The 11,317-nt window shown below is 66.3% G+C and carries 11 protein-coding genes, 1 pseudogene and 1 CRISPR repeat array; of the genes and pseudogenes, 4 read left to right on the top strand and 8 right to left on the bottom strand.

Features of this window, described 5'->3' with window-relative positions; all coding sequences use genetic code 11:
• Nucleotides 1–59 precede the first annotated feature (59 nt).
• A CRISPR array of direct repeats spans nucleotides 60–2,744; the repeat unit is 30 nt; unit sequence GTTTCAGACGCACCCTTGTGGGGTTGAAGC.
• Nucleotides 2,745–2,855: 111 nt separating this feature from the next.
• Complete coding sequence (locus C458_RS14750; protein ID WP_008576901.1) at nucleotides 2,856–3,047, top strand: hypothetical protein; 192 nt, start codon at nucleotides 2,856–2,858, stop codon at nucleotides 3,045–3,047.
• Between the two features lie 65 nt (nucleotides 3,048–3,112).
• Here the strand turns inward: C458_RS14750 and C458_RS14745 are convergent.
• Nucleotides 3,113–3,394 (bottom strand): annotated as a pseudogene (locus C458_RS14745) (hypothetical protein); the annotation flags it as partial.
• A gap of 3 nt (nucleotides 3,395–3,397) precedes the next feature.
• Nucleotides 3,398–4,987: a spermidine synthase gene (locus tag C458_RS14740; RefSeq protein ID WP_008576897.1), complete on the bottom strand. Its 1,590-nt coding sequence runs from the start codon at nucleotides 4,985–4,987 to the stop codon at nucleotides 3,398–3,400.
• 137 nt (nucleotides 4,988–5,124) lie between these two features.
• On the opposite strand from C458_RS14740, the gene C458_RS14735 reads away from it, so the two are divergent.
• On the top strand, nucleotides 5,125–5,832 hold the full coding sequence (locus C458_RS14735; protein ID WP_008576895.1) for a hypothetical protein: 708 nt from the start codon (nucleotides 5,125–5,127) through the stop codon (nucleotides 5,830–5,832).
• 49 nt (nucleotides 5,833–5,881) lie between these two features.
• Here C458_RS14735 and C458_RS14730 read toward each other — a convergent pair whose 3' ends face one another.
• The 3 genes from C458_RS14730 to C458_RS14720 all read right to left on the bottom strand — a co-directional run bounded on the left by C458_RS14730 (nucleotide 5,882) and on the right by C458_RS14720 (nucleotide 7,342).
• Nucleotides 5,882–6,481: an L-threonylcarbamoyladenylate synthase gene (locus C458_RS14730; protein ID WP_008579724.1), complete on the bottom strand. Its 600-nt coding sequence runs from the start codon at nucleotides 6,479–6,481 to the stop codon at nucleotides 5,882–5,884.
• A gap of 91 nt (nucleotides 6,482–6,572) precedes the next feature.
• The gene (locus C458_RS14725) at nucleotides 6,573–7,079 is read right to left on the bottom strand and encodes a redoxin domain-containing protein (RefSeq protein ID WP_008576893.1); all 507 of its coding nucleotides are present in this window, start codon (nucleotides 7,077–7,079) and stop codon (nucleotides 6,573–6,575) included.
• On the bottom strand, nucleotides 7,079–7,342 hold the full coding sequence (locus C458_RS14720; protein WP_004045367.1) for a glutathione S-transferase N-terminal domain-containing protein: 264 nt from the start codon (nucleotides 7,340–7,342) through the stop codon (nucleotides 7,079–7,081). The genes C458_RS14725 and C458_RS14720 overlap by 1 nt, the downstream gene beginning before the upstream one ends.
• 260 nt (nucleotides 7,343–7,602) lie before the next feature.
• Here C458_RS14720 and C458_RS14715 point away from each other — a divergent pair, with 260 nt between their 5' ends.
• Entirely contained in the window at nucleotides 7,603–8,919 is a 1,317-nt protein-coding gene (locus C458_RS14715) for a hemolysin family protein (protein ID WP_008576892.1), read from the top strand.
• A gap of 67 nt (nucleotides 8,920–8,986) precedes the next feature.
• Here the strand turns inward: C458_RS14715 and C458_RS14710 are convergent, their stop codons facing one another.
• The 3 genes from C458_RS14710 to C458_RS18540 are packed head-to-tail and all read right to left on the bottom strand — an operon-like array spanning nucleotide 8,987 to nucleotide 10,681.
• Nucleotides 8,987–9,262 (bottom strand): hypothetical protein, encoded by a 276-nt coding sequence (locus C458_RS14710; protein WP_008576891.1) that lies wholly within the window; start codon nucleotides 9,260–9,262, stop codon nucleotides 8,987–8,989.
• Nucleotides 9,259–10,467, bottom strand: a complete 1,209-nt coding sequence (locus tag C458_RS14705; RefSeq protein ID WP_008576890.1) for an inorganic phosphate transporter — start codon at nucleotides 10,465–10,467, stop codon at nucleotides 9,259–9,261. Before C458_RS14705 ends, C458_RS14710 begins: the two co-directional genes overlap by 4 nt.
• Before the next feature lie 46 nt (nucleotides 10,468–10,513).
• Nucleotides 10,514–10,681, bottom strand: a complete 168-nt coding sequence (locus tag C458_RS18540; protein ID WP_008576886.1) for a hypothetical protein — start codon at nucleotides 10,679–10,681, stop codon at nucleotides 10,514–10,516.
• Nucleotides 10,682–10,777: 96 nt separating this feature from the next.
• On the opposite strand from C458_RS18540, the gene C458_RS14695 reads away from it, so the two are divergent.
• Nucleotides 10,778–11,317: helix-turn-helix domain-containing protein (locus C458_RS14695; RefSeq protein WP_008576884.1), on the top strand; the 540-nt coding region annotated here is incomplete at its 3' end.

The raw sequence follows: 11,317 nt of genomic DNA, 5'->3' as shown, positions 1-11,317 counted from the left end.
AGACGCACCCTTGTGGGGTTGAAGCCGTCCTGCTTTTCGCCCTCCTCACGGGATGTCGCGTTTCAGACGCACCCTTGTGGGGTTGAAGCCCGATGCGGTCGCGTTGGGTGTTCGTCGTGCCGGGTTTCAGACGCACCCTTGTGGGGTTGAAGCCATCGGTTGAAGGGTAGCCCGCATCCTCGCCCCGCACCGTTTCAGACGCACCCTTGTGGGGTTGAAGCGAGCACAGACACCCCCACCGACGGCAACGGCGGCAACGGTTTCAGACGCACCCTTGTGGGGTTGAAGCTGGTCGGCCTCGGTGAAGATCGCGTCCGTCGAGAACGGTTTCAGACGCACCCTTGTGGGGTTGAAGCGTCTTCGCGTTCCTGCTGGTCGCGACCGCGGCCACCAGTTTCAGACGCACCCTTGTGGGGTTGAAGCATGCTGGTGTCGGCTTCCATGCGCTGACCGCGGAGGTTTCAGACGCACCCTTGTGGGGTTGAAGCGGCAGTTCTGCAAAGTCTGTCCGATATCGTCAACCCGTTTCAGACGCACCCTTGTGGGGTTGAAGCCTCCGCCTGCGGGTGACGGAGGCCGCGTCTGCCGGTTTCAGACGCACCCTTGTGGGGTTGAAGCGAGGTCAAACACGACGCGACCATCGAACAAGTGTTTCAGACGCACCCTTGTGGGGTTGAAGCATTTCGGAGCACCCGCATCGCAGTCTCGCCGTCCTGTTTCAGACGCACCCTTGTGGGGTTGAAGCGCGTTGGTTAAGACCGCGAGGGCGGTCGAGAGTGTTGTTTCAGACGCACCCTTGTGGGGTTGAAGCGGGCCAGAAGACCCCGACGTGTTGGCGCACGCCAGGGGTTTCAGACGCACCCTTGTGGGGTTGAAGCAGCACCTCGAGGGAGAGGAGGCCGAGGCCTCCAGAGAGTTTCAGACGCACCCTTGTGGGGTTGAAGCGTCCGTACTAACCGGGTCGATATCGCCGGATTGTTTCAGACGCACCCTTGTGGGGTTGAAGCGAAGAGCGCCTCGAATCCGCGTCGAACGCGGGGAGCGTTTCAGACGCACCCTTGTGGGGTTGAAGCCTCTGCGGACTCGACAAGGTCGTCAATCGGGACATGTTTCAGACGCACCCTTGTGGGGTTGAAGCCGAACCGGGCCGGACGCGCCGGCCAACACGAGAGCGCGTTTCAGACGCACCCTTGTGGGGTTGAAGCGTCGTACATGGCCTCGAAGAAGTCGAAAGGGAACGTCGGTTTCAGACGCACCCTTGTGGGGTTGAAGCNGCACCCTTGTGGGGTTGAAGCGTCGTACATGGCCTCGAAGAAGTCGAAAGGGAACGTCGGTTTCAGACGCACCCTTGTGGGGTTGAAGCTTTACTCATTTAGAATGCACCCGAGTTGTAAAGGCCGGTTTCAGACGCACCCTTGTGGGGTTGAAGCGGCATCCTGATTCGAGGAGTTGCGCCTCGCTCGCGACGTTTCAGACGCACCCTTGTGGNCGGTTTCAGACGCACCCTTGTGGGGTTGAAGCGGCATCCTGATTCGAGGAGTTGCGCCTCGCTCGCGACGTTTCAGACGCACCCTTGTGGGGTTGAAGCGGTTTGCGAGACTACGGTGAAGACGACCAAATCGGCCTGTTTCAGACGCACCCTTGTGGGGTTGAAGCGACCCGGACATCGTGGCCGATGTGTTTGACCTCCGGTTTCAGACGCACCCTTGTGGGGTTGAAGCGACGACCCCGAATGGGACGGGAGCGCGGCAACGTCGTTTCAGACGCACCCTTGTGGGGTTGAAGCTTCGTCTCGGAGCCCGTCGAGGAAGGCGAGCGCGTGTTTCAGACGCACCCTTGTGGGGTTGAAGCCATCTCGCACAACGGCAATGCAGTCTCTGTTGAGGGGTTTCAGACGCACCCTTGTGGGGTTGAAGCGTCTGGCAAGTCGCCGTATGACACCATCCAGTCGCGTTTCAGACGCACCCTTGTGGGGTTGAAGCCGCTGAGAACGTCAATCTCTCACAGGGTTGGGCTAAACGTTTCAGACGCACCCTTGTGGGGTTGAAGCATGGGGGCGATATCATCCATGTACTCTCCCGGTCCTGGTTTCAGACGCACCCTTGTGGGGTTGAAGCATTGTCCCAGAACCCACCCACCGTTTTTAGCAGAGTGGTTTCAGACGCACCCTTGTGGGGTTGAAGCATCCGTGGTTCACCATATTGGCAATACGTGACTGTGGGTTTCAGACGCACCCTTGTGGGGTTGAAGCTGAAAAAGAACACCCCCTACTCGGCGTTTTTAAACAAGTTTCAGACGCACCCTTGTGGGGTTGAAGCGTGATGAAGATGAGCTCGTTCGCCGGCGCGTTGTCGAGTTTCAGACGCACCCTTGTGGGGTTGAAGCAACCCAAAGCACGACGACGGCGTTGTCGGGTCGACTGGTTTCAGACGCACCCTTGTGGGGTTGAAGCGGGAATGACACCGAGACGATCATCGCACTCCCGGCAGTTTCAGACGCACCCTTGTGGGGTTGAAGCGTGACCGGCCTCACCCGCGGCGCGCTTCTCGGAGGGGTTTCAGACGCACCCTTGTGGGGTTGAAGCCGCTGGCGGCTCAGTGCCGGCTGTCTCGAAGTCGACGGTTTCAGCAGAACCCTTGTGAGAGTGAAGCCTAATAGNCCCTTGTGGGGTTGAAGCCGCTGGCGGCTCAGTGCCGGCTGTCTCGAAGTCGACGGTTTCAGCAGAACCCTTGTGAGAGTGAAGCCTAATAGTGGGGCTCACAGGATGGGCGACTGCTGTGTTTCAATGACCAAACGAGAACCACGAGACGGCGGCGGGAAGACTTTTGCAACGAGCGGGAAACGTCTCGACTGAGATGTCAATCCAGCCGCTCGATGTCCTCGGCGGGGTCATGTTCCTCGCCGGCCTCGCGGTCGTGACCGGCGTGGTCGCGTCCGCGGTCGCCGCGGGTCAGCGCCTCGGCGTCGGTGCTCTGCTCATGGTGCTCGGAACGGCCGCCGTCGCCGGGTCGCGCATGTATCAAAAAGCCCTCGAAGCGACGAACTAACCGGCATCACACCCCGTCAGACCCGTTTTTCTGGCCGTCAGGTCGAATGTGCGGCCGCAGAGGTACCGCCGCTTGGTTCGATACCAGAATCGACAGTCGACGGGCGACTCGCCGGCGTCGACATCGAGTCGGCGGAGAAACACGTCGCGGACCGCGAGGGTGACGACCAGTTCGACCGAGCCGTCCCCCGCACGTTCGACCGTCTCGTCAGCCGGTCGGTCGCTGCCGGCCGGGCGCGCGCGGACCACCCAATGGCCGTCGCGTTCGACGGCCGACTCGACGACGCCCTCGGTCCAGCGGTCGCGGTCGTGCGTCGGCTCTCTGGCGTGGATTCTGTCGTGGACCATCGCCTACGCCACCCTCCGGGTAGTGGCGTTCCTGTCGGCCGCGCGCTGTTCGGTCTCGTTCGTCCGCTGGATGACGTAGCGTTGGCCGACCATCGGGTCCAAGAGGCTATCGACCGGGGCGCGGTCGTCGGTGAGAAGCGGCACGTCGTCGGTGGGTTCGTCGTTCCGGTAAGAGGTGAGTTCGGCCGCGAGGTCGATGCCGATATTTCGGTTCCGGTTCCGACGTTGTAGCTCCTCGGCGGTCACGAGCGTTTCGTCTTTCGTCGCCACGACCTCGATGTTCTGGACGACGACGCGCCCGGCGGTGGGGAAGCTGTACACCTGTGGATAGACCGACTGTATCGTCTTGTACTCCGCGCGGTAGAACTGCGAGGCCGGGCCGCTGGGCGCGGAGATGACGTTGGCGAACAGGACGCCGTCATCGTCGAGGCGGTCCGACGTGAGCTGCATGAACTCCTGTGTCGTCAGCTGGAACGGGACCTTGTCTTTCTGGTAGGCGTCGAGGACGATGAGGTCGTACGTCCGGTTCGTCTCCCGGAGATACTGCCGACCGTCCATCGTGTGGACGTTGAGTCGCGGTGACTCCTCGACGCGGAAGTACTCCTCGGCAACGTCGACGACTTCGGGGTCGAGTTCGACCACGTCGACGGTCACGTTCGGGTACTTTTCCAAGAACACGCGCGGGCCGGTGAACCCGCCGCCGCCGACGAACAGCACGCGGTCGATATCGTCGGACAGCAGGAAGGGGACGTGAAAGTACGACGTGTAGTCGAAGACGTGCCGCGTCGGGTCGTCGAGGTCCATCGCGCTGTGGGGCTGGCCGTCGAGGTAGAGCGTCCGCGTCCCGCCCGCGTCGGCGACGCGAAGCTCTTGGTAGGCGGTCTGGGTGTGGTAGACGGTGCTGCCGCGGGAGTCAAGACCGACGCCCCCGGTCACGGACGCGAGGACGAGGACGGCGGCGATGCCGACGCTCCAGACCGCTTCCTCTCGACCGATATCGGGTCGGGCGAGCGCGAGCGCCGTTACGACCGAGACGAGGCCGAAGACGAGCCCGATGTTGGTGACGCTCAGGGACGGGATGAGGAAGTACGTGGTGGCGAACGCACCGATGATGCTGCCGACGGTGCCGACGGCGTAGACGTGGCCCGAGGCCGACCCCACGTCGGTTCGCCCGGAGAGTTCGGCCGCGTAGGGGCTGATGAAGCCGAGGAAGTAGGTCGGCGGCCCGAACAGGACCGTGATGGCGGGGAGCGACGCGAACCGACTCGGGACGGGGAGGCCGGCGGTCGACTGGATGAACAGGTCGCCGAGGAGAATGACGCCCGCGATGTACGCCGCCGTGCCGATGAAGACGCGGGCGAGCGCGCCGGTCGACGCCTGCTCGGCCTGCTGTCCGCCCCGGTGGTAGCCGAGGCTCAGCGCCGCGAGGAAGACACCGATAATGCTCCCCCATGTGTAGATGCTGCTGCCGAACTCGGGAGCGACCATTCGCCCGGCGAGAATCTCCAGACCCATGCTCGTGACCCCGGAGACGAACACGGCGAGTTCGGGCCGCGTCATCCGGAGCCACGAGCCGGCGGCGGTCGATGCCATGTCAGTAAGCCAAGAGACACGACCGTATTAATTCACGCACGGCGGCGAATCAGACGACACGAGTCCAGTTCGGAACCCGCCGCCTCCGCGACGAGCTCGCGCGAACGTTCTTATTGGATGCCGGAGCCAGCCCTTCCGTGTCCGCTCTCGTCGCCGCCTCCGACCTCGCCCGCGCCGCGTACTGCCCGCGACAGCTCTACTACGCCCGCCGCGACGACGACCGAACGCCGCCGCCCGCGGTCCGCGAGGTTCGCGCGCTCGCCTTCGACTACCCCGCCCTGCTCGACGCACCCGACGACGAACTCGCGTCGCGGCCGATTTCGGTGTCGCCCGCGGCGTACCGCGAGCGCCTCGCCCGACTCCGCGAGCGCGACGACTGGGGCGCGCTCACCGAGCCCGTCGCCCGCGACGAACTCCTCGCGGGCAAGGACTGCCGTGGCGTCGCGCACAAGCTCGTCCGCCCGGCCGGCGAGGGGGACGACAAGGGCGAGGGAAGGGACAACGACCAGCCGCCGGTCCCCTCGCTCGTCTCACCGGGGGAACCGCCGGAACGCGGCGTCTGGGAGCCCCAGCGCGTCAGGGCCGTGGCGCTGGCGAAGGCGCTCGCGTGGGAGCGCGAGGCGTCGATACCGCGGGCGCTGGTCGAGTACCCGGCGGTCGGCGTCGTCCGAACCGTCGGGCTCACGACACAGAACAAGGCGGCCTATCGGCGGGCGCTCCGCGTCGCCCGCGACCTCGATTTCGTCCCGTCGCGGCTGCGGAACTCCGCGAAATGCGAGTCGTGCGCCTACCGGAAGCGCTGCGGCGTGAAAACGTGGTCGCTGTCGTCGTTGCTCGGTCGGTGAGGTGGGACGCGTCGCCGACGGTGGAGCGGCCGACGGCCGACGCCGCCCGCTACGCGTCGTCGTCGTGCTCGTCTAACCACGCCTCGATGTCGTCGGCCATCGCGCCGCGGCGGTGGACGACCCCGCGACCGGGGTCGACGACGGTGCTCTCGGTTCCGGGTGTCGTCCCGCCGTCGAGGACGGCGGCGACCGCGTCCCGAATCTCGTCGGAGAGCTGCGAGGGATGCGTGATGCTCCCGGTTCCGGAGCGGTTGGCGCTGGTCGCGGTGACGGGCGTCCCGGCCGCCCGAAAGAGGTCGACCGCGAGTTCGTGGTCGGGGATGCGGACGCCGACGCGGTCTTTCCCGGCGACGAGCGCGTCCGGCAGGCTGTCGCGTCGCTCCACGACGACCGTCACCGGGCCGGGGAGGAACCGGCGCATAAAGGCCTCCTCGCGGTCGTCGACCTCGACGAACTCCAGCGCGGCGTCCACGTCGGGGAAGCCGGCGGAAAGCGGGTTGTTTCGGTCGCGACCCTTGATGTCGAAGACGCGTTCGACCGCGTCGGCGTTCGTCGCGTCCGCGCCCATGCCGTAGACCGTCTCGGTCGGGTAGACGACCGCCTCGCCGCGGCGGATGGCGGCGGCGGCACGCTGTACGTCGTCGCTCATGTACGAACCGACGCGCAACGGGCGAAAAAGCGTGACGAAACGGCGATTTCGCGGGCGAATGCGGTCGACGGGGCGAGCGTCGGGAAGCGGCTTACAGGTCGTCGAGGGCGTCGGCGATGCCCTCGTAGTCCGGGAAGTCCGGCCACTCCGCGGCGACCCAGCGGTACTGGACCGTCCGCTCCTCGTCGAGGAGGAACACGGCGGGGCGGTGTTCGGTGACGCCGGCCATGCCGTCGAGGTCGTGTTCGAGGTCGTAGTCGGCGGCGACGCCGGCCGCGGGGTCCGAAAACAGGCGGGCGTCAACGCCGCGCTCCGCGAGGAACGACTTGTGCTCGTACGGCGACGAGATGGAGACGCCGACCGTCTGTACCTCGTCGGGGACGCCGCGGTCGCGGAGTTCGTTCCAGACGTACGTCGCGGGGAACGCGCCCGCCATCGTGTGAAACACGAGGAGGACGGGCCCGTCGTCGGTGAGGTCCGAGAGGGCGGCGTCCTCCCAGAACTCCGCGTTGACGAGCGGGCGGGTGAAGTCCGGGGCGATGTCGCCCACGGACGGGGCGTCGTGGTCGGGCAGGGAGACGACGTCGAACTCCGGCATCAAGCTCCCTCCCCGTAGGTGTGTTCGAGGTAGTCGACGATGTTTGCCGACTCGGACATCGTGACGCCGGTGTTGTCGTCGACGATGGCCGGGACCGAGCGCTTGCCCGAGACGCGCTTGACGACGTTCCGGTCGGAGTGCATCGGCTCGACGAACCGCGACTGGTAGGCGAGACCCTGTTCGTCGAGCGTGCGGACGACCCGCTCGCAGAACGGGCACGCTTGCAGTCGGTACAGCGTAATCGCCGGTTGCTCGTCTGCCATGGGCGGCTGTTGGGCAGAGCGTCGCCTAAGCCCTTCGCTCGCGGGCATCCGCGCCGCAACATCGGTTCGACCGCCGGACCGGGGAGAGCGAACGACGCGCCGGCCGAGGCAGTGTCGAGGGCAACTCTTAATTCCGGTCCCGCGCAAGACAGTGTAGTTACATGGGTTTGCCGCCGATACAGTTACCTCCAGCCTCGACACTCGCGGCCGCACAGGTCTCGAATATTCCGCTGGACGACACGACGATCACAGTCCTCGGCGTGGCTGCGATTATCGTTCTCGTCGGTCTCTCGGCGTTCTTCTCCTCGTCCGAGATCGCGATGTTCTCGCTCGCGAAACACCGCGTCGACTCGATGGTCGAAGACGGTATCCCCGGTGCCGAGCGGGTCAAATCCCTCAAATCCGACCCGCACCGCCTGCTGGTGACCATCCTCGTCGGCAACAACATCGTCAACATCGCGATGTCGTCGCTGGCGACCGGTCTCCTCGCCGTCCTCGACTTCGGCGCGGGCGAGTCGGTCCTCATCTCGACGTTCGGCATCACGACGCTCGTCCTCCTGTTCGGTGAGAGCGCGCCGAAGTCCTACGCCGTCGAGAACACCGAGTCGTGGTCGCTTCGCATCGCGCGGCCCCTGAAGTACGCCGAGCTGCTGTTGCTCCCGCTCGTCGTCGTCTTCGACCACCTGACACGAATCATCAACCGCGTCACCGGCGGCCAGACCGCCATCGAGACGACGTACGTCACCCGCGACGAGATTCAGAACCTCATCGAGACGGGCGAGCGCGAGGGCGTCATCGAGGAGGAAGAACGCGAGATGCTCGACCGCATCTTCCGCTTCAACTCGACTATCGCCAAGGAGGTCATGACGCCCCGCCTCGACATGACCGCCGTCCCGAAGGACGCGACCATCGACGAGGCCATCGAGACGTGCGTGCAGGCCGACCACGAGCGCGTCCCCGTCTACGACGGGAACCTCGACAACATCATCGGCATCGTCAACATCCGAAACCTCGTCCGCGAGAAGTACTACGGCGAACGCGGCGTCGGCATCGCCGACATCGTCTCGCCGACGCTCCACGTCCCCGAGTCGAAGAACGTCGACGAACTGATGGCCGAGATGCAGGACACGCGGATGCAGATGGTCGTCGTCATCGACGAGTTCGGGACCACCGAGGGGCTCATCACCCTCGAAGACATGGTCGAGGAAATCGTCGGCGACATCCTCGAAGGCGACGAGGAAGAGCCGTTCGAGTCGGTCGACGAGAACACCTACCTCGTCCGTGGCGAGGTCAACATCGACGAGGTCAACGAGATGCTCGACATCGAACTCCCCGAAGGCGAGGAGTTCGAGACGCTCGCCGGCTTCATCTTCAACCGCGCCGGCCGCCTCGTCGAGGAGGGCGAGGAAATCAGCTACAACGACATCGTCATCCGCATCGAGCAGGTCGACAACACGCGCATCATGAAAGCCCGCATCCGGACCAACGCGGGCATCGAAGCCGCCGACGGCGACGGCGACGGCGACGACGAGGAAAACGGCGGCGACGAGGAAGCGGAAGTCGAACCCGACACCTGACCTGACCTGACGACGCGACGGAGTCGCCACCGCCGACACCCGGTCGAGCCCGTTTTCCGACCGCGAGTTATCCGAAGAGCGCAACCGACAGCACCACGAGCACCAGCGACGCCAACGCGAGAAACACCAGTCCGGTCGCGTCGGCGGTGCCGTCACCGAGCCGTTGCGCCCGTCCGCGGAAGCGAATCGCCAGCGCGAACGCGCCGAGGCCGACGGTCCCGAAGGCGAACCCGCGGAGCGAGATGCCGGTCACGACCGCCATCGCGACGTGGTAGACGCCGAAGGCGGCCCAGAGCGCGGACACGAGGGTGGTAAGCGCGACGCGGAGCGCACGGACGTTCACACGCCGAGTACGCTCGACGCGAGCGTAAAGACGCCGTAGCCCAGTCCGAGCGCGAGGGCGAGCGAGCCAATCCACGCGAGAACGGTGTAGAGCATCTTCCGCCCGGAGACCCCCGAGCCGCCGGCGGCGTAGCCCGAACCGATGATGGCGCTGACGATAATCTCGTTAAAGGAGACGGGGACGCCGAGCGCGACGGCGGTCTGGGCGATGGCGAACGAGGGAATCATCGCCGCGATGGAGCGCCGGGGCCCGAGCGAGGAGTAGTCCTGCGCGAGCGCCTTAATCATGCGCGGCGCGCCGGTCCACGACCCCGCGAGGAGGCCCAGTCCGCCGCCGACGAGGAGCGCCGGAAGCGGGACCGCGACCACGTCGAGGAGGGGAACGAGCGGCCCGATGGCGAGGCCGACCTGACTACCGCCGGCGGAGAAGGCGACGAGGCCGCCGAGAACGAGCAGGAAGCGCCGTTGGCCGCGAGTCTTGTCGGTCGTCACCCAGCGGCCGACCACGGCGGCGGCGGCGAGCGCGACGAGAAGCGAGGCGGCGACGAACCAGCCCGTCTCGCCGAGGCCGCCGAGGCCGCCGAGGCCGGTCAGTTCGACCGCGGCGGCCCGGGCGACCGAGGCCGACCCCGACGCGCCGCCGAGGCCCGCGAACTCCATGTTGGCGACGAGCAGGCCGACGAGGCCGGCGAGCGCGGGGACGGTCCACCGTTCTGAGACGCCGTCGGCCCGGAGGAGTCGGGCGGTCGCGTACGACGCCCCGCCGCCGACGAAGGGCGTGAGCACCCACAGCGAGACGATTTGTCGGTACTTCGACCACGCGGGGTCGCCGCCCATGGCGAGGCCGACGCCGACGACCGCGCCGGTGACGGTGAAGGCGGTCGCGATGGGGTAGCCGGCGAAGACGCCGATTGCGACGAGCACCGCCGCGGTGAGGAGCGCGACGACCGCCGCCCCCGCAGTCAGCGTGACGCCGCCGATGAGTTCCGTCCCGACCGCGTTGGTGACGTTCGCACCTTGCAGAAACGCTCCGGCGAAGCCGAGCAGGCCGACGATGAAGCCCGCGCGCATCACCGAGATGGCGTTGGCCCCGACGGCGGGCGCGAACGGCGTCGACCCAGACGACCCCGCGCCGATGGCCCACGCCATGAACAGGCTGGCGAGCGCGGCGACGACGAACGTGGCGAGCGTCGCGGTGGCTACCACGGGGCTACCCCCAGGCTGTCGTCGGCGTCGGCTGTTGTCCCGTCCATCAGCGGTGGCGCGCCTCGTCGTACCCCTCGCTCAGTCCGAGAAGCGTCCGACGGATGAGGAGATAGCCGAAGAAGACGAAGAGCAACAACGCGGCGAGCAACCCGACGAACACGGGATTCCCCGCGAGAAAGTCGACGAGACCGTCTACGACCAAAGGGTCGGTCATGTGGGTGGGTTCGGCGGGCACGAGGTATAGCAATTTCGGCGACGGGTCGTGAAAGAATACGAACACTCATGGGAAGCGGTGAGTAACGCCGATTCGATGGCCGACCTCATCCCCTCCAGCCCGGGCGACCCGGACGACGACCGGGACGACCGAGACCCCAAGGTCATCGGCCTCGACAGCGACGAGGCAGACGACCTCCTCGGCGCAATCTCCTCGTCGACCGCCCGGACGGTCCTCGCGTCGCTCCACGAGTCGCCGGCGACGCCCTCCGACCTCGCCGCCGAAATCGACACGTCCCTCCAGAACGTCCAGTACCACCTCGGCAACCTCTCGGAAGCGGGCCTCATCGAAGTCGCGGACACGAGGTACTCCGAGAAGGGCCGCGAGATGAACGTCTACACGCCCGCTGACCGGGCGCTCGTCGTCGTCGCCGGGCGCGAAGACGAGACGAAGGGTCTGAAGGGCGCGCTCACGCGCCTCATCGGCGGCGTCGGCGTCCTCGGTATCGGCGCGGCCGTCGTGAACCGACTCGCCCGTGCCGGGTCGGTGCTTCCGTTCGGTCTCGGAGGCTCGGCCGGCGGCGCGGGCGACTCCGGTGCCGGCCAGAGCGGCGGCTCGGGAGCCGACCTCAACGCG

Source organism: Haloferax sp. ATCC BAA-644, from assembly GCF_000336975.1.
Taxonomy (GTDB): domain Archaea; phylum Halobacteriota; class Halobacteria; order Halobacteriales; family Haloferacaceae; genus Haloferax; species Haloferax volcanii.
The sequence above is the reverse complement of the archived record's forward strand: the minus strand, read 5'-3'. Positions and strand labels throughout refer to the sequence as shown.

What these genes read in the sequence shown, in the direction of transcription:
- C458_RS14750 (WP_008576901.1), top strand. Translation starts at nt 2,856, where the DNA reads ATGTCAATCCAGCCGCTCGATGTCCTCGGCGGGGTCATGTTCCTCGCC.
- C458_RS14740 (WP_008576897.1), bottom strand. Translation starts at nt 4,987, where the DNA reads ATGGCATCGACCGCCGCCGGCTCGTGGCTCCGGATGACGCGGCCCGAA.
- C458_RS14730 (WP_008579724.1), bottom strand. Translation starts at nt 6,481, where the DNA reads ATGAGCGACGACGTACAGCGTGCCGCCGCCGCCATCCGCCGCGGCGAG.
- C458_RS14725 (WP_008576893.1), bottom strand. Translation starts at nt 7,079, where the DNA reads ATGCCGGAGTTCGACGTCGTCTCCCTGCCCGACCACGACGCCCCGTCC.
- C458_RS14720 (WP_004045367.1), bottom strand. Translation starts at nt 7,342, where the DNA reads ATGGCAGACGAGCAACCGGCGATTACGCTGTACCGACTGCAAGCGTGC.
- C458_RS18540 (WP_008576886.1), bottom strand. Translation starts at nt 10,681, where the DNA reads ATGACCGACCCTTTGGTCGTAGACGGTCTCGTCGACTTTCTCGCGGGG.